General features: G+C 73.3%; 21 protein-coding genes, 2 tRNA genes and 1 other RNA gene. 18 read left to right on the top strand and 6 right to left on the bottom strand.

Features of this window, described 5'->3' with window-relative positions:
- The first annotated feature begins 21 nt into the window (after positions 1–21).
- The 3 genes from M3T53_RS09600 (at position 22) to M3T53_RS09590 (ending at position 2,628) form a co-directional block, all read left to right on the top strand.
- Positions 22–900, top strand: a complete 879-nt coding sequence (locus M3T53_RS09600; RefSeq protein WP_272434305.1) for an ABC transporter substrate-binding protein — start codon at positions 22–24, stop codon at positions 898–900.
- A gap of 94 nt (positions 901–994) precedes the next feature.
- Positions 995–1,867, top strand: a complete 873-nt coding sequence (locus tag M3T53_RS09595) for an amino acid ABC transporter permease (protein ID WP_272434304.1) — start codon at positions 995–997, stop codon at positions 1,865–1,867.
- Positions 1,867–2,628: an amino acid ABC transporter ATP-binding protein gene (locus M3T53_RS09590; RefSeq protein WP_272434303.1), complete on the top strand. Its 762-nt coding sequence runs from the start codon at positions 1,867–1,869 to the stop codon at positions 2,626–2,628. Before M3T53_RS09595 ends, M3T53_RS09590 begins: the two co-directional genes overlap by 1 nt.
- A gap of 88 nt (positions 2,629–2,716) precedes the next feature.
- Here the strand turns inward: M3T53_RS09590 and M3T53_RS09585 are convergent, their stop codons facing one another.
- On the bottom strand, positions 2,717–3,136 hold the full coding sequence (locus tag M3T53_RS09585; protein WP_272434302.1) for a hypothetical protein: 420 nt from the start codon (positions 3,134–3,136) through the stop codon (positions 2,717–2,719).
- Positions 3,137–3,471: 335 nt separating this feature from the next.
- On the opposite strand from M3T53_RS09585, the gene M3T53_RS09580 reads away from it, so the two are divergent.
- The 3 genes from M3T53_RS09580 to M3T53_RS09570 are packed head-to-tail and all read left to right on the top strand — an operon-like array spanning position 3,472 to position 5,428.
- Positions 3,472–4,257, top strand: coding sequence for an NADPH-dependent oxidoreductase (locus tag M3T53_RS09580; RefSeq protein WP_272434301.1), 786 nt, complete (start codon positions 3,472–3,474; stop codon positions 4,255–4,257).
- 11 nt (positions 4,258–4,268) lie between these two features.
- Positions 4,269–4,919: a hypothetical protein gene (locus tag M3T53_RS09575; protein ID WP_272434300.1), complete on the top strand. Its 651-nt coding sequence runs from the start codon at positions 4,269–4,271 to the stop codon at positions 4,917–4,919.
- A complete protein-coding gene (locus M3T53_RS09570; RefSeq protein WP_272434299.1) occupies positions 4,916–5,428 on the top strand; it encodes a DUF523 domain-containing protein in 513 nt (170 codons plus the stop codon). The genes M3T53_RS09575 and M3T53_RS09570 overlap by 4 nt, the downstream gene beginning before the upstream one ends.
- Here M3T53_RS09570 and M3T53_RS09565 read toward each other — a convergent pair.
- The 3 genes from M3T53_RS09565 to M3T53_RS09555 are packed head-to-tail and all read right to left on the bottom strand — an operon-like array spanning position 5,425 to position 9,426.
- Positions 5,425–5,895 (bottom strand): response regulator, encoded by a 471-nt coding sequence (locus M3T53_RS09565; RefSeq protein WP_272434298.1) that lies wholly within the window; start codon positions 5,893–5,895, stop codon positions 5,425–5,427. The genes M3T53_RS09570 and M3T53_RS09565 overlap by 4 nt on opposite strands.
- Positions 5,892–7,997 (bottom strand): sensor histidine kinase, encoded by a 2,106-nt coding sequence (locus tag M3T53_RS09560; protein ID WP_272434297.1) that lies wholly within the window; start codon positions 7,995–7,997, stop codon positions 5,892–5,894. Before M3T53_RS09560 ends, M3T53_RS09565 begins: the two co-directional genes overlap by 4 nt.
- 1 nt (position 7,998) lies before the next feature.
- The gene (locus M3T53_RS09555) at positions 7,999–9,426 is read right to left on the bottom strand and encodes an SLC13 family permease (RefSeq protein WP_442866951.1); all 1,428 of its coding nucleotides are present in this window, start codon (positions 9,424–9,426) and stop codon (positions 7,999–8,001) included.
- A gap of 223 nt (positions 9,427–9,649) precedes the next feature.
- On the opposite strand from M3T53_RS09555, the gene M3T53_RS09550 reads away from it, so the two are divergent.
- The 6 genes from M3T53_RS09550 (at position 9,650) to M3T53_RS09525 (ending at position 14,425) form a co-directional block, all read left to right on the top strand.
- A complete protein-coding gene (locus tag M3T53_RS09550; protein ID WP_272434295.1) occupies positions 9,650–11,911 on the top strand; it encodes an ABC transporter ATP-binding protein in 2,262 nt (753 codons plus the stop codon).
- A complete protein-coding gene (locus M3T53_RS09545) occupies positions 11,908–12,768 on the top strand; it encodes an energy-coupling factor transporter transmembrane component T (protein ID WP_272434294.1) in 861 nt (286 codons plus the stop codon). Before M3T53_RS09550 ends, M3T53_RS09545 begins: the two co-directional genes overlap by 4 nt.
- Positions 12,769–12,851: 83 nt before the next feature.
- A tRNA-Leu gene (locus M3T53_RS09540) sits at positions 12,852–12,935 on the top strand.
- 89 nt (positions 12,936–13,024) lie between these two features.
- An RNA gene (ffs, locus tag M3T53_RS09535) (signal recognition particle sRNA small type) lies at positions 13,025–13,120 on the top strand.
- Positions 13,121–13,173: 53 nt separating this feature from the next.
- Entirely contained in the window at positions 13,174–14,247 is a 1,074-nt protein-coding gene (locus tag M3T53_RS09530) for an aldo/keto reductase (protein ID WP_272434293.1), read from the top strand.
- A 105-nt stretch (positions 14,248–14,352) separates the two neighbouring features.
- Positions 14,353–14,425: transfer RNA gene (locus M3T53_RS09525), tRNA-Arg, on the top strand.
- 125 nt (positions 14,426–14,550) lie between these two features.
- Here M3T53_RS09525 and M3T53_RS09520 read toward each other — a convergent pair.
- Positions 14,551–14,925: a hypothetical protein gene (locus tag M3T53_RS09520; protein ID WP_272434292.1), complete on the bottom strand. Its 375-nt coding sequence runs from the start codon at positions 14,923–14,925 to the stop codon at positions 14,551–14,553.
- A gap of 238 nt (positions 14,926–15,163) precedes the next feature.
- Positions 15,164–16,141 carry a tRNA glutamyl-Q(34) synthetase GluQRS gene (gene gluQRS / locus M3T53_RS09515; RefSeq protein WP_272434291.1) on the bottom strand — a complete coding sequence of 326 codons (978 nt, stop codon included), beginning with the start codon at positions 16,139–16,141 and terminating at the stop codon, positions 15,164–15,166.
- An 84-nt stretch (positions 16,142–16,225) separates the two neighbouring features.
- On the opposite strand from gluQRS, the gene M3T53_RS09510 reads away from it, so the two are divergent.
- The 6 genes from M3T53_RS09510 to M3T53_RS09485 all read left to right on the top strand — a co-directional run bounded on the left by M3T53_RS09510 (position 16,226) and on the right by M3T53_RS09485 (position 21,388).
- A complete protein-coding gene (locus tag M3T53_RS09510; protein WP_272434290.1) occupies positions 16,226–16,765 on the top strand; it encodes a CrcB family protein in 540 nt (179 codons plus the stop codon).
- Positions 16,762–17,199, top strand: coding sequence for a fluoride efflux transporter FluC (locus M3T53_RS09505; protein WP_272434289.1), 438 nt, complete (start codon positions 16,762–16,764; stop codon positions 17,197–17,199). Before M3T53_RS09510 ends, M3T53_RS09505 begins: the two co-directional genes overlap by 4 nt.
- A gap of 164 nt (positions 17,200–17,363) precedes the next feature.
- A complete protein-coding gene (locus M3T53_RS09500; protein WP_272434288.1) occupies positions 17,364–18,356 on the top strand; it encodes a methionine ABC transporter ATP-binding protein in 993 nt (330 codons plus the stop codon).
- A 2-nt stretch (positions 18,357–18,358) separates the two neighbouring features.
- Positions 18,359–19,114 carry a methionine ABC transporter permease gene (locus M3T53_RS09495; RefSeq protein WP_272434287.1) on the top strand — a complete coding sequence of 252 codons (756 nt, stop codon included), beginning with the start codon at positions 18,359–18,361 and terminating at the stop codon, positions 19,112–19,114.
- A 203-nt stretch (positions 19,115–19,317) separates the two neighbouring features.
- Positions 19,318–20,169 carry a MetQ/NlpA family ABC transporter substrate-binding protein gene (locus tag M3T53_RS09490; protein WP_272434286.1) on the top strand — a complete coding sequence of 284 codons (852 nt, stop codon included), beginning with the start codon at positions 19,318–19,320 and terminating at the stop codon, positions 20,167–20,169.
- 331 nt (positions 20,170–20,500) lie between these two features.
- The gene (locus M3T53_RS09485) at positions 20,501–21,388 is read left to right on the top strand and encodes a sulfurtransferase (RefSeq protein WP_272434285.1); all 888 of its coding nucleotides are present in this window, start codon (positions 20,501–20,503) and stop codon (positions 21,386–21,388) included.
- The last annotated feature ends 8 nt before the right edge of the window (positions 21,389–21,396 follow it).

Below are 21,396 nucleotides of genomic sequence, written 5' to 3'. Positions count from 1 at the left end.
GGAATCCCCCGGAGGCCCATCATGCGCCGCTCCTTCCGCCCCCTCGCCGCCGTCGCCGCAGCCTCGGCCGCCGTCCTCGCCCTGGGCGCCTGCTCGGGCCCGACCGGCACCGCCGAGTCGACCCCGTCCGACCCGCAGTCGGCCGCGGCCGGCGCCCTGCCGACGATCACGGAGGGCAAGCTGACCTTCGCGACCTCCGACCCGGCGTACTCGCCGTGGATCCTCGACAACGACCCCGCCTCCGGCGAGGGCTACGAGTCGGCCGTCGCCTACGCCGTCGCCGAGGAGCTCGGCTACTCGGCCGAGGACGTCGTCTGGACGCGCGCCACCTTCGACTCGTCGATCGCCCCGGGCGCCAAGGACTGGGACCTCAACCTCCAGCAGTTCTCCATCACCGACGAGCGCAAGGCCGCCGTCGACTTCTCCAGCCCCTACTACACGACGTCGCAGGCGATCATCGCCTCGCCCGACTCCCCGGCCGTCGGCGCCGCCTCCATCGCCGATCTTAAGGACGTCCTCATCGGCGTCCAGGCGGGCACGACCTCCCAGCAGTTCGTCACCGGGACCCTCGCCGAGTCCCTGACGCAGGACCCGCAGATCTTCAACTCCTCCGACGACACGGTCCTCGCCCTGCAGACCGGCAAGGTCGACGCGATCGTCGTCGACGTGCCGACGGCGTTCAACATGGTCGCCACCCAGATCGACAACGGCGTCATCGTCGGCGAGTTCGCGGAGACGACGGGAGGCGACTCCTACGGGATCGTCCTGCCCAAGGGCTCGGCGCTGACCGCCGCCGTCACCGCCGCCGTCGACGCCCTGCGCGACCGGGGGGTCCTCGACGAGCTGCAGAAGAAGTGGCTGACGGCCGACGACGGCGCGCAGATCCCCGTCCTCAAGTGACCGTGCCGGGACGGCTCCGGGCCCGTCGGCCCGGAGCGGGGCGCCGCTCCCCCGCAGGCGCGGCGCCCGCCCGGCTCTTCGATAAGGACTGACTGTGCCCCCCGCCCCCGCACCCCTGACGGACGACCTTCCCGTCTCGGACCTCGAACTCGGCCGACGCGCCGTTCGCCGCCGCAAGGCCACCCGGTCGATCCTCGTGTCGATCGTCTCGACCCTCGTCTTCGCCGCCGTCATGTGGCTCGTCGTCACGAACTCGCCGGGCTGGGAGCTGACCCGCCGGACGTTCTTCTCCGGCGAGCACTTCATCGCCTCCCTGCCCAGGGTCGCCGAGGGCCTGTGGCTCAACATCCGCATCCTCGTCGTCGCCGCCCTGGGGGTCGCCGTGTGCGCGACCCTCCTCGCCGCGGCGCGCACCCTCGGCGGCCCCGTGTTCTTCCCGATCCGGTTCCTCGCCGCCGCCTACACGGACGTGTTCCGCGGGATCCCGTTCCTCGTCGTCCTCTACCTCATCGGCTTCGGCGTCCCCGCCCTGACCCCGACGACCCGCATCCCCGTGGCCGTCCTGGGGACGGTCGCGCTGATCCTCACGTACACGTCGTACGTCGCGGAGGTCCTGCGCGCCGGCCTCGAATCCGTCCACCCGTCGCAGCGCTACGCGGCCCGGTCCCTGGGCCTGACGCACGGGCAGACGCTGCGGCGGATCATCGTCCCGCAGGCGATCCGCAAGGTGACGCCCGCCCTGATGAACGACTTCATCTCGATGCAGAAGGACGTCGGCCTGATCTCGGTCCTCGGCGCGGTCGACGCGATCCGATCGGCGCAGATCTATCAGGCGACGAGCTACAACTTCACGTCCTACGTCGTCGCCGGCGTCCTCTTCGTCATCTTGTCGTTCCCCTTCATCCGCCTGTCGGACTGGTACACGGCCCGGCTGCGCCGGCGCGAGCAGATGGGAGGCGTCGTCTGATGCCGATCGAGCCGATCCCCCACGCCCAGGTTCCCGTCCTGTCGGCCCGCAGGGTCGTCAAGCGCTTCGGGGATAACACGGTCCTGCGCGGCCTCGACCTGGACATCGCCGCCCATGAGGTCGTCGTCCTCCTGGGCGCCTCCGGGTCGGGGAAGTCGACGCTGCTGCGCTGCGTCAACCTCCTCGAACGGGTCGACGACGGGCAGATCCTCCTGTCCGGGGAGGACATCACCGACCCGGCGGCCCACGCCGACGCGATCCGCGCGCGCATCGGCGTCGTCTTCCAGCACTACAACCTGTTCCCCCACATGTCGGTCCTCGACAACGTCACCCTGGCGGCCCGGATCGTCCACCGGTGGGAGCCCGAGCGGGCGCAGGCCCGCGGCATGGAGCTGCTCGGCCGGATCGGGCTGGACGCGAAGGCCCACGAGTACCCCGACCGCCTGTCGGGCGGCCAGCAGCAGCGGGTCGCCATCGTCCGGGCGCTGGCGACCAACCCGGAGCTGCTCCTCCTCGACGAGATCACGTCGGCGCTGGACCCGGTGCTCGTCGGCGAGGTCCTCGACCTCGTCCGCGAGATCAAGGACCAGGGGTCGACGATCCTCATGGCGACCCACGAGATCGGCTTCGCCCGCAACGCGGCCGACCGGGTCGTGTTCCTCGAGCACGGCAGGATCGTCGAGCAGGGCCCTCCCGGCCAGGTCATCGACGCGCCCGTCGAGGCGTCGACGCGCGAGTTCCTCTCGCGCATCCTCCACTGACGCGGCCCGCGGCCCCGGAGCCGTCGGACGAACCCGCCCCCGGACGACCAGGTCGTCCGGGGGCGGGAGGGTCTAGGGAAGGGGAGGGTCAGCGCTCGCCGGGGGTGATGCGCAGGGTGAAGGTCACCGTCCGGCCCTCGGGGTCGGTGATGGCGACGTCGACGCCCTCGGTCTCGGCGAGCGGGTGGATGCCGGGGTTGGTCGTCATCGACCCGTCGGCGGTCCCGGGGACGAACTCGGCGGACGCGGGGTCGTCGATGACGGCGCTCCAGGCGGTGACGTCGGAGTCGTCGGGGACGTCGAGGACGAGCTCGCGCTTGACGGGGACGGTGACGGTAGTGCCGTCCAGGACGGTCGGGTCCTTGGTGATCGGGCCGAGGGCCTGGGTCGAGGCCGCCGACTGGGCGGGCGCCGGGTCGGAGGCGGAGCCGGAGGAGGAGCATCCGGTCAGGGCCGAGGCGGCCAGGCCGAGGACGAGGACGGGGGCCAGGATGATTCGCGTATTCACGGCGACATGGTAGACCCGCGCGGCCGAGGACCCGGGATTCTGCCCCGGGATCGTGACCATCCCGCAACGACCGGCTCCGCCGGCGGGGCCGTGCGGCCCGGTGCGTCCGGCGCCGAGGCGGAAACCGGATGCCCTCCGGTCCGGGAGGATCGGCTCCGGCCTCGTCGGCCCTCCCCTCGTCCCTCCCCCGGCCCCGGGAGAACCGATCGGACGGGACCGCGGCCACCGACGACGCGGTCCTCCCGTCCCGGGCCCCGGTGGGCCCGACCCGCATGACACGGCCGCGCCCCCGGCGCACAATGGGGGCAGCCCCGCCGTCGTCGAAAGGCCCCGTGATGTCCCCCCTTACCCACCGGCAGACCGCGCCCGTCGAGAACGACACGATCCGCGCCCAGATGGGCCACCGCACGATCCGCGCCTTCACCGACGACCCCCTCGGCGACGACGTGCTGACGACCCTGTACGAGGTGGCCCGCCACACGGCCTCGTCCTCGTTCCTCCAGCAGACGACGATCCTGCGCGTCACCGACCCCGCGATCCGCGAGGAGCTCCACCTGGCGTCGGGCCAGCCCTACGTGGGCGGCACGCGCGGGGAGCTCCTCGTCTTCATCGCCGACCAGTACCGCAACTCGCGGATCCGGGCCGAGGGCGGCGTCGACAACGAGCCGCTGGAGCGCACGAACCTGCTGCTCACGGCCCTGCACGACACGCTCCTGTCGGCTCAGAACGTCGTCGTCGCCGCCGAGTCGATGGGCCTGGGCACCTGCTACCTCGGATCGATCCTCGCCGACCCGCGCCGCGTCATCGCCGCCCTCGACCTGCCGCCCCTGACGTTCCCCGTCGTCGGCCTGCTCGTCGGCCGCCCCGCCCAGGACCCCCAGTACAAGCCGCGCCTGCCGCTGAGCGTCATCACCGGCGAGAACACGTATCCCAGGCTCGACTCCTACTCCGAGGCCCTCGTCGACTACGACGCCCTCGTCACCGAGTACTACGACCTGCGCGATGCGGCCCGGCGCGTCGAGTCGTTCACGACGCTCGTGCGCACGTCGATCGGCCGAGGCGGCGCCCACGTGTCCCCGATCCTCGACGTCCTGCACGAGCAGGGCTTCGCCCTGCGCTGAAGGGGATGACGATGGACCCCCAGTCCCGCGGGCCCGGGTTCGCCACCTACGTGTTCGTCGAGAGGATCGGCCGCAACGCCGCCGCCCTGCACCCCTTCCCCGAGCACGACATCGGGCTGGTCCGCGACGCCCTGGCGGATGCGGGACTGGGGATCAGCGTCATCGGCCCGGGGGCGCCGCAGGTCGGCGAGGGCGTGTACTTCCAGGACGAGCCCTTCGGCGACGAGGTCCTCGGGGTGATCGCCGACTCCTTGACGCTGCGCGGCATCGGGGCGTACGCGTACGCGCTCCTGGAGGACGACATCGGGGGCGAGTCGCTGGCCCTGTTCACCCGGGTCGGGGACGCGTTCCCCCGCGAGGGGCGCGGCGTCGTCATGACGCGGATGTTCCTGCGGCGCGGCGCCGACGGGGACGAGGCCGTCTCGTGGGTCTACGGGGCGCCGGCGGACCTGGCGCGGGCGGACGCCCTGCTGTCGGGGCGCTTCTCGACGGCGCCGGTGGGCGGGCCGTCGGGGATGGCGGCCATCGAGATCGCGCACCCGGAGTTCGCGGCGGGAGCGGCCGACCCGGCGGGCATCCTCGACGCGATCTTCCAAGTGCTGGGGGAGGCCGGGTTCGAGGGCCCGACGTTCTGCTCGAACGCCGGGGGAGAGGCGCTGTGACGGACGGGGGCGCCGGGCGTCCGGGCGGGTCGCCGGCGGGGCCCGCCCCGGTCCTCGTCTCCGCGTGCCTGGCGGGAGTCGCGTGCCGCTACGACGGGCGGGCGAAGACCGATCCGCGGGTCGTCGAGGAGGTCGAGGCGGGTCGGGCGCTGCCCCGGTGCGCGGAGGTCCTCGGCGGGCTGGGGATCCCGAGGCCGCCTGCGGAGATCGTCGGCGGGGACGGGTTCGACGTGCTCGACGGGAGGGCGCGGGTGGTGACGGCCGACGGCCGGGACGTCACCGAGGCCTTCGTCCGTGGCGCGCGGGGGGTCGCCGACGAGGCGGCGCAGCTGGGCGTGGCGCGCGCGGTCCTGCAGGACCGCAGTCCGTCGTGCGGGTGCACGAGCGTCTACGACGGGACGCACTCGGGGGCGCTGGCCGACGGGGCGGGCGTCCTGGCGGCCGCCCTGATCCGCCGGGGGATCGACGTCGAGGCGGGGCCGGACGGCCCCGCCCGGGCCGGCTCCTAGCGGAGCGACTCCATGACGCGGACGCCGTCGAGGAGGGGCATGTACGGCAGGGGGTCGACGCCGGCGGCCAGCACGTACTCGGTGAGCTGATCGCGCACGACGGCGCGCAGGGCCTGCGGCTCCCACGGCTTGGCGATGTAGTAGTCGAGGCCCGCCTCGTTGACCGCGCGGATCGTGTCGTCCTGGTCGGCCTGCCCGGTGACGAGCACCGTGCGGGCGCGGGCGAAACGCGGGTCCTTGACGAGGTCGACGAGGAAGTCCACGCCGGTGCGCCCGGGGAGCCGATGATCCGACAGGACGAGGGCCAGCTCGTCGCCGTCGGCCGCGACCGCCTCGAGCGCGCTCCACGCGTCGTCGACGTCCTCGGCGGTCTCCAGGCGGATCCGCCCCCACAGGTCCTCCAAGTCGCGTTCGAGGGCGTCGCGGACGTCCGCCTCGTCCTCGAGGGAGAGGATCGTCAAAGTCATGGGTGTTCCTCCTCATCGGTGGTGGGCGTGCCGGCCGTCGGAAGCGACACGCGGATGGCCGTGTCGCCCGGACGGGACTCGATGGACAGCGAGCCCCCGTGGTCGGAGACGATCGACCTGACGATCGACATCCCCATCCCCAATCCGAACCGCACCCGACCGGCCTTCGTCGTGAAGCGCGGTTCGACGATCTTCTCGATGATCGCCGGGTCGATGCCCGGCCCGTTGTCGCAGACCGACACGACGACCCGGTCGCCCTCGTGCCGCACGGATACGCGGATGCGCGCCGGCTCGTCCCCCCGCGCCGGCAATGGGGCCCCGCCGTTCCCATCGGAGCCCATTGTGGCTCGCAGGTCGGCGGCCTCGTCCTCGATGGCCTCGGCGGCGTTGACGATGAGATTCGTCCACACCTGCTCGAGCCTGCCGGGATGGGCGACGACGGGCGGGGCGTCGCAGTAGTCGCAGTCGACCTCGATGTCGCGCAGCCGATGGCGGGTCAGGCGCAGGACGTCGTCGACGCCGACGCGCACGTCCACGGGCCGCGCGTCGTGCGCGTCGGGGCGCGCATACCCCTTGAGGGACTGGGTGAGCTCGACGACCCGGTCCGAGGCCGACAGGATCGCCCGGAGGGACGACCCGACGCGCGCCCCCGACTCCACGGACCCGAGGAGCCCCGGATCGGCCTCGACGAGGCGCCGCGCCTCCTCCTCGTCCCTCGCGCCGGCCCGCACGAGGCGCCGCGCCAGACCCCGGTCGCCGCCCGCGGCCCCCAGGATCCGGGCGACGAGGGCGCGCTCGTCGGCCGTCGACATCGGCGCCGCGTGCAGGGCCTGGGTCATCGCCCGCCGGGCCCGGGAGGTCTGCGACGAGGACCCGAGGAGGGCGTCGACATCCTCGGCCAGGTGCTCGGCCGACCGGGTGAGGGCCGTCACCGGATTGTTCAGCTCGTGGGCGATCCCGGCGCTGAGCTCGCCGAGCATCGCGAAGCGCGCCCGGTCGACGAGCTCGGCCCGCGTCCGGCGCAGGTCCTCCAGGGCCCCCGCCAGCTGCTCCTTCTGCTCCTCGAGGTCGTCGGCGAGCATCGCGTTCTCCAGGTGGAGGTCCTCGGCCCTCATCAGGCGGCGCGTCAACGAGCGGATCGCCAGCGCCGTCAGGGTCGACCCGATGGACGGGTCCTCGTGGAGGGCGATCTGGAGCTGCTCGGTCGTCAGCCGCACGAGCGTCGTCTCCGACGTGGTGACGCCGGTGAAGAACGCCTCCTCCGCGCGGGCCAGGGACACGAGGCCGATGAGGGGGCCGGAGCTGGCGTGGTGGGCGAGGACCTCCCCGCGGGCCGAGTCCCGGTGGAGGGACACGTCCCCGTCGAGGACGAGGTGGACGGCGGCGACCGGCTCCCCCTGGGCGACGAGGCGCGTCCCGGCGGGGACGACGATCCGGGGCCGCCGCCCCAGGACCCTCTCGACGCCGGCGAGGAGGTCGAGGACGACCTGGTGCTCGCTCAACCCGAGGCCCTCGACGAGGGGCCCTTGGACGGCGCTGGGCGGGGGGTCCCCGATGAGGGCGATGATCTGGTCGGTCGAGCGCCCCTCGCCGCGCAGGTGGCGGACCATCGTCGAGTAGCACTGGCCGATGAGCAGGGGCACGCTCCACGGCGCGTTGGTCACCGACGCGAGTCGGCCCGACTGGGTGGCCCGCGTCAGGTCGGTGTGGGAGGGGCGGTCGGTGACGACGAGCCACCGGGTGAACGCGAGGATCGGCATCGAGTCGGTCAGGCGGATCGTCTCGTCGATGTCGGCGACCTCGCAGGTCGCGATCGCGAGGACCACGTGGTCGTCGGGCCCCAGGGTCGCGTCGTACTCGCCGAGGCGGTGGGGCCCGGAGATGCGGTCGAGGCACAGGTTGGGGAAGGCTTCCGCCATGTCCTCGGCGAGGGCGTGGGCGATCCCGTGGGAGTCGTCGCCGATGACGAGGACGTGGACGTGGTGACCCGGCCGGTGGCCGGAGCGGCGGACGTCGGTCCGGCTCCACACCTCCTCGTCGCGGCTGGCCCCCAGGCCCCGCGTCCACCAGTGGGACGGCCCGGGCCGTCCCGCCTCGGGCATCTCAGACCACCCCGAGGGGGCCCCATGTCAGGGGGGCGACGAATGCGAGGAGGACGATGCCGGTGAGGCCGACGACGACGCCGACGACGACCATCTCCCGCGTGGGGGTGGTGCCCGTCGAGTAGGCGATCGCGTTGGGCGGGGTGGAGATCGGCAGGCACATGCCCAGGGAGCAGCCCAGGGCGAGGACGATGGCGATCTCGGCGGCGGACGTGGACACGGTGGCGGCCAGACCCATGCCCATGGGGACGAGGAGGTTCGCGGAGGCCGAGTGGGAGATGACGTTCGACGTCACCCAGCCGACGAGGGCGAGGACGAGGATCAGGAGGACGCCGGGGATCGCGGACCATTGGATCGATCCGAGCATCCACGCGTCGAGGCCGGTCGCGCCGACGCCCGAGCCGAGGGCGATGCCGCCGGCGACGAGCCACAGGACGGGCCAGTCGAGGGCGCGCAGGTCGTCGCCGCTCATCACCTTGAAGATGAGGAGGACGACGACGGGCAGGAAGCCGACGATGTTCGCGGAGATCCCGTGGAGGGCCTCGGTCATCCACAGGAGGATCGTGACGACCGAGGTGACGTAGAAGATCTTCGCGTTGCGGCTCGTGTCGAATCGGGCGGAGGTGTCGATGTCGAAGGCGGCGTCGGCGGGGATGTAGCGCCAGGAGATGAACGCCCAGGACACGGCCAGGACGATGAGCATCAGGGGGACGGCGGCGAGCATCCAGTCGAGGAAGGTCACCGAGATCCCCGCGGCGTCGAGGGCCCCCAGGGCGATGGCGTTGGGCGGGGTGCCCACGGGCGTGCCCATGCCGCCGACGTTGGCGGCCACGGGGATCGACAGGGCGATGCCGGTGCGGGCCCGGCCCTCCGGCAGCCCCATGATGACGGGCATCATCACGGCGAACATCGTCGCGGTCGTCGCCGTGTTCGACATGAACATCGACAGGATCGCGGTGATGAGCATGACGCCCATGACGGTCAGGCGCGGCTTGCCGAGGAAGGGTTTGAGGAGCACGGCGGACAGGGCGCGGTCGACCCGGTACTTCGCGGCGCCGTCGGCGAGCATGAAACCGCCGAGGAAGAGGATGATTACCGGGTTGGCGAGCGCGCCGAAGAACGACGTGTACGCGGGGGCGTCCTCGGCGACGGGCAGGAGCGCCTTGTTGGAGACGAGGAGGACCTCGAGGAAGATCACGAGGACGGCGGTGGCCGCCAGGGGGATGGCCTCGGTGACCCACAGGAGGATCGCGGCCAGGAAGATGCCGAACATCCGGGTGCCGGCGGCGTCCAGGCCGGGCAGTTCGATGAAGAGGCTGAGGAGGACGACGAGGGCGCCGCCGATCTGGCCGACGAGCTTGACCGGGCTGATCGTCGGGTGGTCGCGCCTTTGACGGGTCGTCATCGTCTGAGCGGAGCGCGAATTGATCGTGAACTGGCTCTTGGGTGCGTGTGCCATGGGGTGCAGGACCTCGTCGTCGCGGTTGCCAACAGATCCCATCCTATGTCATGAATCACATTCGCCGCCCGTGGTTCGACCCGGGCCCTCTCGGATCCGTCCGGAATCGACAGCCCGCGTCTTGACACACGGAGGCTCGCCCTCCGCGCCGCCCGGAATCGACCCGGCCGGGGCGCTGTGGCACCCTGGCGCCATGACACGACGGCCGGGCCTGGGGCCCATCGACATCGCCACCTGCGGCGCCCTGTCGGCGCTGGCCGTCGCCCTGGGGCTCATCAGCTCGGTCACCCCGGTCTTCGGGCTCTTCATCCGCGCGGCCTCCGCCGTCCCGCTGGCGATGATCGCCGTAAGGATGCGCCCCAGAGCCGCCGTCGCCGCCCTCGCCACGACCGTCCTCATGGCCCTCGCGGTCGGCGGGGCGATGACCGCGCGCTCGGCCGCGGTCGCCGCCGTCGTCGGCGCCGTCATCGGCGCCCTCCACCGGGCGGGCGTCGGCAGGACGGGCCTGGCCCTGGCGACGACCGGGATCGCCGGCCTCGGCGCCGCCGCCGGCACCGGCCTCCTCTGGCTCCTCGACGACCTGCGGACCCTCTCCCTCGAATCGGCGAGGACCTCCATCGACGGCTACCTGTCCCTCCTGGCCCGCGTCCCCGGACTGGAGGAGTCGGCCTCCCGGGCCTCCGGCCTCGTCTCCTCCCTCATCGACCACTGGTGGCTGTGGGTGCCGGTCGTCTCCTTCGTCTCGCTCGCCCTCCTCGTCCTCGTCGCCCATTGGCTCGTCGGCGCGGTCCTCGCGCGCATCGACCTGGCGACCGGATGGGACCCGCTCGTCGGCGACCGGGCCGACGCGGTCCCCGACCCCCAGTCTGCCGCTCCGGCCGCGCCCCATCGGGGGGATGACCCGCCGCTGCCGCTGCGCCTCGAGGCCGCCTCCTTCTCCTACCCCGGGGCCGCCGCTCCCGCCCTCGACCGCGTCGACCTGACGATCGACGCGGGGTCCTTCACCGTCATCGCCGGCCCCAACGGATCCGGCAAATCGACCCTCGCCCTCCTCCTGGCCGGGGCCGACCCGACGAGCGGGGAGATCCGCAGGCCCGGCGGCGCCGGGCGCCGAGCGGCGCGCCTGGGAGAGGTCGGCGGGACCGCCCTCGTCGCCCAGCGCTCCGAGCTCCAGATCCTCGGCGAGACCGTCGCCGAGGACGTCCTGTGGGGCCTGGCCCCCGACGAGCGCGACGGCGTCGACCTCGACGGGGTCCTCCGCCTCGTCGGCCTCGACGGCCGGGAGGACGCCCTGACCCGTCACCTGTCCGGCGGCCAGCTCCAGCGCCTCGCGCTCGCCGGGGCGCTCGTGCGCCGGCCCGCCCTGCTGATCTCGGATGAATCGACCGCGATGATCGACCGCGCCGGCCGCGCCGATCTCATCGGCGTCCTCGCGCGCCTGCCCGAACGGGGGACGACCGTCGTCCACATCACCCACGACCCCTCCGAGGCCGCGGGCGCCGATCGGCTGATCCGCATGGCGGCGGGGCGCATCGTGTCGGACTCCGACGCCCCCGACGGCGCGGCGGGGCCCGCGACCGACCCTCGCGAGGCTCCCGCGGCGCCGGTAGTCCCCACCGCCGCCGACCCCCGGCCCTCCCCGCGCTACGGGGCCCTCGCGCCGGCGGGATCCCCGGCCCCCGACGACCGGCTCCGGGCGCCCGCCTACCGCCCCGCCCGCACCGGGGCCCTGTGGGTCGACCGCGTCGCCCACGCCTACGACGTGTCGACCCCGTGGCGCCACGACGTCCTCCACGACGCGACCTTCATCCTCGAGCCCGGCTGCGGGCTGCTCATCACCGGCGACAACGGCTCCGGCAAGACGACCCTGTCGCGCATCGCCGCGGGGCTCCTCGCCCCCACCTGGGGGTCGTGCACCCTCGGCGGCGACCCGATGACCAGTCGAATCGGGGACGTCGCCCTGTCGATGCAATTCGCCCGCCTCCAACTCCAACGGCCCTCGGTGCGCTCCGACATCCTGTCGGCGGCGGGATTCGGGGCGGCCGTCGGCAATCGAACCGGTCGCCGCCCGGGCGGGCGCCGACCGGGATCCTCCCGTCCCGGTCCCCGCGGGGCCGGCGACCCGCGCCGTGGCGACGAGCGGGACGGGATCGTCGCCGACGCGATGCGCCTCGTCGGCCTCGACCCCGCCCTCGCCTCGCGCGGCATCGACGAGCTCTCCGGCGGGCAGATGCGCAGGGTCGCCCTCGCCGGCCTCCTCGCCCGCGACCCCGCCGCCCTCATCCTCGACGAGCCCATGGCCGGGCTCGACGAGGACTCCCGGGCCCTCCTCGTCGACGCCCTCGTCGACCGGCGACGAGCGGGACTGTCCGTCCTCGTGATCTCCCACGACGTCGACGGGCTCGGCGCCCTGTGCGACGAGCGGATGAACCTCGACCAGGGGGTGCTGCGATGACGCCCCGGATTTCCGACTCGGGCTCGGCCCCCGCCGAGTCGGCGCCCGCCGTCGCCCCGACGAGCGGGTCCGCCGGGCCCGCGGAGGCCGCCGGGCGCGCCGCCCGACGCCGCCCGCGACGCCCGACCGGGTTCGCCGTCCCGCGCCCGCTGCCCTGGGAGTCGTTCCTCTCGCGCGCCTGGGCGGGCACGCTCATCGCCTGGTGGACGGCGCTGACGACCCTGACCCTCATCCGCCCGTCGTGGACGACCCTCGGCGCGGTCGGCTCCCTCCTGCTCGCCGGGACCCTCCTCGCGCGCGTCCCCCCGCGGGCCGCGCCCCGCCCGCCCGCCTGGTTCTGGGCGGGCCTCGTCGGAGCCCTCATCGGCGCCTCCCTCGGAGGCGGCTTCTGGATCTTCGTCCGGGCCTGCCTCGTCGCGCTCGTCATCCTGTGGGGGTCGTCGCTGATCCTGTGGACGGTGCCGACGACGAGGCTCGCCGGAGCCCTCCACCGGCTCCTGGGGCCGCTGCGCCTCGTCGGCGCCCCGGTCGACGAGTGGGCCCGGATCATGCGGCACGCGCTTAGGGCGCTGCCGGTCCTGCGCGATCAGACGACGGCGGTCACCGACACGGTGAAACTGCGCCTGGGCGGCAGGCTCGCTCGACTCTCGCCCGGGGAGACGATCCGGCTCGGCGTCGATATCGTCACGGCCGCCCTGTCGGCGGCGTCGCGGGGCGCGGCGGACACGGGCAGGGCGATGTCGATGCGCGGAGGGCTCGGGCCGATCGAGCGCGAACCGGTGGGCGCGGGATGGCGCGATCTCGTCGTGTCGGCGGCGTGCGCGGCCGCGTCCGCGGCGATCCTCGTCTGGGGATGAAGGGCTCCCGGCGCATGCGCGGCCGGGCCGTCCCTCCGCCGGTTTGACGCTCGCGCGGTCGGGGCCGTAGGATTTCGGGGCACGCGCGAGTGGCGGAATAGGCAGACGCGCACGGTTCAGGTCCGTGTTCCAGTGATGGAGTGGGGGTTCAACTCCCCCCTCGCGCACGAGCAGGAAGCGGGAGGCCCACACGGCCTCCCGCTTCTGTTGTCCGGGGCCGCCGCGCCCAGCGTCGCGCCGACCGTGTAGACTAAGAACCGATCCTCCGCGTGACGGTATCATCCGAACCTCCCCAGGGCCGGAAGGCAGCAAGGATAAGGGTGCGCTGCCGGGTGCGCGGAGGATCCTCGCATCCGCCCACGGCGCCGCACCGCGTCGGTCCGCGCCCCGCACCCTGGAGAGACGATGACGTCCACCGCCGATGACCTCGGAACCCCCATCCCCCAGCAGCAGTTCGACCCCGTGTGGAGGGCCGACCCCGACCGCTACCGCGCCCAGGGGGCCGTCTACCGGCGCTGCGGGCGCTCCGGCCTCGACCTGCCCGCGATCTCGCTGGGACTGTGGCACAACTTCGGCGACGACCACTCGATCGCCGGCCAGCGCGACATCATCCGCACCGCCTTCGACCTGGGCATCACCCAATTCGACCTGGCCAACAACTACGGCATCCCCTACGGCAGCGCCGAGGAGAACTTCGGGCGCCATATGGCCCACGACCTCAAGCCCTACCGCGACGAGCTCGTCCTGGTCACCAAGGCCGGCTACGACATGTGGGAGGGCCCCTACGGCGCCGGAGGGTCGGGGCGCAAGTACATGCTGAGCTCCCTCGACCAGTCCCTGCGCCGCATGAACGTCGACTACGTCGACATCTTCTACTCGCACCGCTTCGACGAGACAACGCCGCTGGAGGAGACCATCGGGGCCCTCGACCAGGCCGTGCGCTCCGGCAAGGCCCTGTACGCCGGCATCTCCTCCTACGACCCCGACCAGACCCGTCGGGCCGTCGAGCTCGCCCGCGAGGCCCGCCTGCCCCTCGTCATCCACCAGCCCCGCTACTCGATGCTCTTCCGCGAGGTCGAGGACGGCCTCCTCGACGCCTGCGGGGAACTCGGCCTGGGCATGGCGGTCTTCAGCCCGCTCGCCCAGGGCCTGCTCACCTCGAAGTATCTCGGCCAGACCCGCATCCCCGCCGGGTCCCGGGCCTCCGAGCAGCGCTACCTCGACATCGGCGTCCTCACCGACGAGCGCATCGAGCACCTGCGCGCCCTCGACGCGCTCGCCGCCGACCGGGGGCAGACGCTCGCGCAGATGGCGCTCGCCTGGCTCCTGCGCGACGAGAGGGTGACGACGGTCCTCGTCGGCGCCTCGTCGGCCGGGCAGCTGCGCGACTCGGTGGGCGCGCTGGAAAAGCTCGGATTCTCCGACGATGAGCTGGCCGTCATCGACGAGCACTCGCGGGCGGCGGCGGTCACCTTCTGAACGACGGCTCGCCCTGGGCGCCGGGTCCGTGTGACTCATCGCCCAGGGCCCGTTTTGGTGTTGACGGGGCATTCCGCGTACAGTTGTCCTCAGCCACACGGCGATGCGCCCGTAGCTCAATGGATAGAGCATCTGACTACGGATCAGAAGGTTGGGGGTTCGAGTCCCTTCGGGCGCGCAGCGGCCCCCCTCGGTGCGATCCACCGGCGGGGGTTCTGCGTTTCTCCGGCCTCTTCGGCGTCCGCGGGCGACCCGGCCCTGTTCAAGGAATCGTCCCGCGCGCGAGTGAGGCGCGGCGCCGGCTCACAGGTTGAGGCTGATCCGCCAGCGCCCGTCCGCATCGAGCAGCCCGCGGGCGCGCACCCCGGTGGCCCGCAGGTTGTTGTCCTCGCGCATCTGGGCCATGGCCGGCTCCGACTCCTCGCGCGACAGGGTCGCCAGGACCAGTCCGAGGCTGTGGATCTCGAGGACGCCCGTCATGCCGCCGCCCTGGATCATCGCCATGCAGCGGAACTCGTGGCCCGGCTCCTCGCGGTGGTCCGTCCATCCCTCCTTGCGACACCGCTTCTCGACGGCGGCGTCGATATCCGCCGACGGGGCCAGGTCGAGCCAGCGCTCGGACTCGATGACCATGAGGGTCGGCTCCTTGTAGCCGAAGAGCTTCTGAATGATGTCCACGCTCACAGTCTGCCATGCCCCGTCCGCCGACATCCCCGGTCGCGGCGAGGAGGGGCGATGGTGCGTGCCGTCCCGCCGCACGGCGATCCGGCTGGATGCTCCTCCCGTCGCATCGCCTATCCGCCGCCGACTCGACACGAGGCGCTCCCCGACGGGCGCCTCGTTCGCGTCCGGTGTCCGTTCCCCCATGACGAGTGGAGCCGAGCTGCTCATCGAGCCGCCGATGAGCGCCGCGGGCTCAGCCCCGCACGACCACCCAGGGCGCCAGGCTCATCGTCCGCAGGCCCTCGACCCCCAGGGAGTCGGCGATGTCGGCCGCCGACGCCGCGCCCTCGACGCCCAGGGAGCGCCCGATGAGCCCGACGGCCTCCTTCGCGCCCGCCCCGGCGGCCCCCAACTGCGGCAGGGTGACGGCCCCGTCGCGCTTGGCCAGGCGCGCCCCCGACCGGGAGACCGCCAGCGGCACGTGCGCGTACACGGGGACCGGGGCTCCGAGCAGCGTCGCCAAAGCCGCCTGGCCGGGAGCCTGGGGGAGCAGGTCGTCGCCCCGGACCACCTGATCGACGCCCTGGAAGGCGTCGTCGACGACGACCGCGAGGTTGTAGGCGGGCACCCCGTCGGCCCGTCGGACGACGAAGTGGTCGACGGGCCCCGTCCACTCGCCGTGCAGCTCGTCGACGACCGTCCACTCGGGGGCGGGGGCGCGCAGGCGCAGCGCGGGGGAACGGCCCGCGTCGGCGAGTCGCGCGCGGGCGGCGTCGCGTTCGGCGTCGGTCAGGTCGAGGCACGTGCCGGGGTAGTGCCCGGGCGGCACGTGGGGGGCGGAGGCGGCGTCGCGGATGTCGCGGCGCGTGCAGTAGCACTCGAAGACGAGGTCGCGCGCGGCGAGGTCGGCGAGGGCGGCCTCGTGTGCGTCGGCGCGGCCGGTCTGGACCAGGGGCTCGCCGTCCCAGTCGAGGCCGACGGCCGCGAGGTCGGCGAGCTGTCGGGCGGCGGTGTCGCTGCCGGAGCGGTCGGGGTCGATGTCCTCGATGCGGATGACGAAGCGCCGGCCGGTCAGCCGCGCCCACGCCCACGCGAGGATCGCGGTCCGCAGGTTCCCCAGGTGGAGGTCGCCGGTGGGCGAGGGGGCGAAGCGCCCGGCGCCGATGGACGAGGCCGGTGCCGCGGCAGGGCGGTCGGCGCCGTCGGCGGACCGGTGGGGGAGCGGGGGCATGGGGCCAGTGTAGGAGTCGGGCCGTCGCGACCGGGGGCGCGGCGGGCGCGCGTGGAGGAGGCCGAGGGGTCGTACCCTGAGCGGGTGAACGCCCCCGCGCCCCGAAGCCCCGCCTCGTCGTCGGGGGCGCCCGGTTCGCAGGACCGGGCGGGGAGGATCGCGGGCGCGCCCCCGTGGGCGTTCGTCGCCGCCGGCGGCGCGCTCGGGGCGCTCCTGCGCGGAGGACTCGACGCCGCGGCCGCCGCCCGCCCGTGGGACGGCGCGTGGGCCGTGGCGTGGTCGACTGTCGTCGTCGACCTCGTGGGGGCGCTCCTGCTGGGCGCGGTCCTGGAGGCGCTCGCGGAGCATCGGGAGTCGGCGGCGCTCAGCCGCTTGCGGCTGCTGGCCGCCACGGGATTCACCGGGGCCCTGACGACTTATGGGACGGTGGTCGTCGGCGCCGTGTCGGACGAGGGCCGTGCGGCCTCCGGGGCCCGTCTGGCCTGGGGGCTGGGGCAGTCGCTCGTCCTGCTCCTCATCGGCGCGGCCGCCGCCGGATGGGGTGCGCGACTCGTCCGATGGGGGCGCGACCGTGGGCCGCGCGCCGCCCGGTCGAAAGGCGCTCCCGAGGGAGGCGGGCGATGAGTGGGCTCGTCGACTCGCCCGTGGTCCTCTCCCTCCTCGTCGCCGTCGGGGGCGCGGCGGGAGCCCTCGCCCGGTGGAGGCTGGGCTCGCGTGTCGCCCGGATCGTCGACGCCCGCATCGGGGGGCGCGGGGGCCGGGAGGGTGACGACCATCCCGATCCGCTGCCCTCGGCCCTGGGGATCGTCGTCGTCAACGTCGTCGGGTGCTTCCTCGTCGGACTGGCCTCCGGGGCGCTCGCCGACCACCCGATCGGCTCCGCCCTCGTGTCCACCGGGTTCCTCGGCGGTTTCACGACGTTCTCCACGGCAGTCGCCGATGCCCGCTCCCTGTGGGAGCGGGGAAGGCGCCCGGCCTCGGTGGGGCTGCTCGTGGGCGGGTGGGCGCTGGCGGTCGGGGCGGGCCTCGCCGGGATCGGGGTCGGGGCGGGCCTGTGAGAGGACGAGGCTCGCGGGCGGGTCGCCGGTACGACGGATCCCCACGAGCGCCGATCCCAGGATGCGAGGCCGTGTAACACATGATTTGGGGCGGATTCCCGCCGCCCCTATGCTGGACGGCACCAGCCCCCGGACCCGGGGGCGCCACTGTCCGGAGGAGCGAGATGATCGACCTCAACGGGGTCCGCAAGGTCTACCCCGTCACCGGCGGCGCCGAGGTCGTCGCCCTCGACGACGTCACCCTGCACGTCGAACGCGGCTCCATCCACGGGATCGTCGGCCAGTCCGGCGCCGGCAAGTCGACGCTGATCCGCTGCCTGACGGCCCTCGAACGGCCCACCGACGGATCCGTCGTCGTCGACGGGCAGGACCTCGCCCGCCTCGGCGGACGCGACCTGCGCGAGGCCCGGCGGCGCATCGGCATGGTCTTCCAATCCGCGAACCTCCTCGACGCCCGTACCGCCGCCGCCAACATCGGCTACCCCCTCAAACTTGCCGGCGTCCCGAAGGACCAGATCTCGCAGCGCGTCGACGAGCTCCTCGACCTCGTCGGACTGGCCGGGCGCGGAGGCTCCCACCCCTCCCAGCTCTCCGGCGGACAGCGCCAGCGCGTCGGCATCGCCCGGGCCCTCGCCGACCGGCCCGCCGTCCTCCTGTGCGACGAGCCGACCTCCGCCCTCGACACCGAATCGACCCGGCAGATCCTCGAACTGCTCCGGCAGGTCCGCGACGTCGCCGGCGTCACCGTCGTCATCATCACTCACGAGATGGCCGTCGTCCGGGAGATATGCGACTCCGTCACCCTCCTGGGCCACGGCCGCGTCATCCAGACCGGGACCGTCGAATCGGTCGTCTCCGACCCGACCAGCCCCCTGGCCCGAGAGCTCGTCCCCGCCCCCAGCGTCGACGAGGCCGACCTGCGCCCCGACTCGACCCTCCTCGACGTGATCTTCACGTCGCATCCCGGCGTCCCCACCGGCGCGACCGTCCTCAACCTCGCGGCCTCCATGGGCGCCGACGTCACCGCCGGCACCTTCGAGTCCCTCGGCACGACCCAGGTCGGGCGCCTCGCCCTGTCCGTCCCGGCCTACCACGCCGACAAGATCATCGCGCAGCTGCGCGAGCACCACGTCCACGCCGAGGTCAGGAGCCTGTGAGCATGATCCTGCCGATCCTCCACGACGCCGCCCCCGTCCTCGTCGACGCCGCCTCCCACCTGGGCGGCCTCGTCGCCGCCGGCAAGAACGACCCCACGTGGCTCGACAACCCGGCGCTCACCAAGCAGTTCCTCCCCGCCATCGGGCAGACCCTCCTGATGATGGGCTTCTCCACGGCGTTCTCCGTCCTCCTCGGACTGCCCCTGGGCCTCGTGCTCGTCCAGACCGGCAAGACGGGCCTGACCCCGAACCGGCCCGTCTACGAGACGATCAGCTTCATCGTCAACATCATCCGCTCCCTGCCCTTCATCATCGGCATCATCATGCTGATCCCCATCACCCGGCTCATCGTCGGCTCCTCCCTGGGGTGGCAGGCGACCGTCGTCCCCCTCGTCATCCTCTCGGTCCCCTTCTTCGCCCGACTCGTCGAGTCCAACATCCTCGCCGTCGACGCCGGCAAGATCGAGGCCGCGCAGATGATGGGCGCCTCCAACCGGCAGATCCGGTGGGGCGTCCAGGTCCGAGAGGCGATGCCGATGCTCGTCCAGTCGACGACGACCCTGGCCATCACCCTCATCGGGTACTCGGCGATGGCCGGCGCCGTCGGCGGCGGCGGCCTGGGGCAGATGGCGATCAACTACGGCTACAACCGCTGGCAGGACGATGTGATGATCTCCACGGTCATCGCGATCGTCGTCATCGTCCAGGTCGTCCAGATGATCGGCGACGTCATCGCCCGGGCGGTCGATCACCGCTGACATCCCGCCGCTTAGAGCCGGTCTTGCCCGCTCGGAGGGGGCGCCGCCCCGCGCGGACGCGGCCCTGACGCGGCCCCGGCCGGCGGCGTGTTACACAATCCCGGCACCCGTCGTCGCTCGCGCCGACCCGGAGCGCCCGCCGACAATGGGGGCATCCGGTTGAGGCCCATGAGGGTCCGACACTCGCAGAAAAGGAAAGACCCATGCGCTCCATCCGCTCCTTCGGCGCCGTCTCGGCCGCCGCCGCCCTCGCCCTCGTCCTGTCCGCCTGCTCGGGCGGCTCCTCCCCTGACGCCGCGTCCCCGGCCGCGCCCGACGCCGCCTCGGGCGACCTCGTCACCCTGACCGTCGGCGCGTCGCCCTCGCCGCACGCGAAGATCCTCCAGTACATCGACGACACCCTGGCCGCCGGCGCCGGCCTCGACCTGGAGATCGTCGAGTACTCCGACTACATCCAGCCGAACTCCGCCCTGGAGGACGGGTCGCTCGACGCCAACTTCTTCCAGACCGTCCCCTACCTGGAGATCCAGGAGAAGGAGAACGGCTACGACTTCGAGGCCGGCAAGGGCATCCACCTTGAGCCGCTCGCCGTCTTCTCCAACAAGATCGCGTCCCTGGACGAACTGCCCGCCGGCGGCACCATCGGCATCATCTCCGATACCGCCAACCAGGCGCGCGCCCTCAAAGTCCTTGCCGACCAGGGGCTCGTCGAGCTGCCCGCGGACGGCTCCGACGCCAACGTCAACAACGTGAAGATCCTCAAGGACTTCACCTTCACCGAGGTCGACGGCCCGCAGCTCGTCCGCTCCCTCGCCGACGTCGACGCCGCCGTCATCAACGGCAACTACGCCCAGGAGGGCGGCCTGTCCCTGTCCGGCGACGCCCTCGTCACCGAATCCCCGGAGAACAACCCCTCCGTCAACATCCTCGCGTGGAAGGCCGGCTCCGAGAAGAGCGCCGCCATCGCCGAGCTGGAGAAGCTCCTCCACTCCGACGAGGTCAAGCAGTACATCGAGCAGACCTGGACCGACGGATCCGTGATCCCGGCGTTCTGATCGGAGTCGGCGCCGCCGTCGGGGACGAGCGGGTCGGCGCCGGATCCGCCTCTTCGAGTGGGGCCCGTCGCTGATCGCCGGGTTCTACCGGTCCTCGCGACTCCCGGAGATCACCGGGGGCGCGAGGACCGTGTCGTTCGAGGAGCGTGCAGGCGGCGTTCGCGCAGATCGATGAGCACGAATCGACGAGTACGAGGGGAGCGTGCGCGCGGCCGCCGGGACGCGATCGGGGCGAGCCAAAGCAGCGCCTCTGCCTGGGCCCGCGCTGCGCGAATCCAGGGGCCGACCGACGGCCGGGCGCCCCCGCTCGTCGAGCCCTAGAATCCGGGGCATGCAGACCGCTGCGCTCATCGACGCCGACGACCTCGCCGCCCTCCTCGACTCGGCGGACGGGCCCCGCCCCGTCCTCCTCGACGTCCGCTACCCCGGCCCCGCCTCCGACGAGGACGGGCGCGCCCAGTACCTCGCGGGCCATATCCCCGGCGCCGCCTACGTCGACCTGGACACGGCGCTCGCCGCCCCGCACGTCCCCGGCGTCACCGGCCGCCACCCCCTGCCCGACCCGGGGGTCTTCGAGGAGGCGATGCGCGCCGCCGGGGTGAGCGACGACCGCCCCGTCGTCGTCTACGACGATTGGCTGTCCATCGCCGCGGCCCGGGCCTGGTGGCTCCTGCGCCGCGCCGGCCACGTCGACGTGCGCGTCCTCGACGGCGGATGGTCCGCGTGGACTCGTGCGGGCGGCCCCGTCGACACCGGCGAATCCCTCCCGGCTCCCGGGGACTTCAGGGCCGCTCAGGGGGCCCTGCGAGTCGTCGATGCGCAGGGCGCCGCACGCATCGCCCGGGAGGGGGTCCTCCTCGATGCGCGGCCCGCCGCGCGATTCCGCGGTGAGGACGAGACGATCGACCCGGTCGCCGGGCATATCCCCGGCGCGCGCTCCCTGCCCGCGGCCTCCCTCGTCGACGGGGCCGGGCGCTTCCTGGCGCCCCCGGTCCTCGCCGAGCGCTTCGCCGCAGTCGGGGCGGTGGCCGGGGTCGAGGTCGGCGTCTACTGCGGTTCGGGCATCCAGGCGTGCCACGCGGCCCTGGCCGCCGAGGCATCCGGCGCCGTTCCCTCCCCGGCCGTCTACGCGGGCTCGTGGAGCGAATGGATCACCGATCCGGCGCGCGGCGTCGAGACGGGCGAGGGGGGTCGCGGAGCCGAGGCCGCGCGAGGCTGACGGGACCG

Source organism: Actinomyces sp. B33, from assembly GCF_028437565.1.
Taxonomy (GTDB): domain Bacteria; phylum Actinomycetota; class Actinomycetes; order Actinomycetales; family Actinomycetaceae; genus Pauljensenia.
Note: the sequence above shows the minus strand (reverse complement) of the source record. Positions and strands in the feature narration are given on the sequence as shown.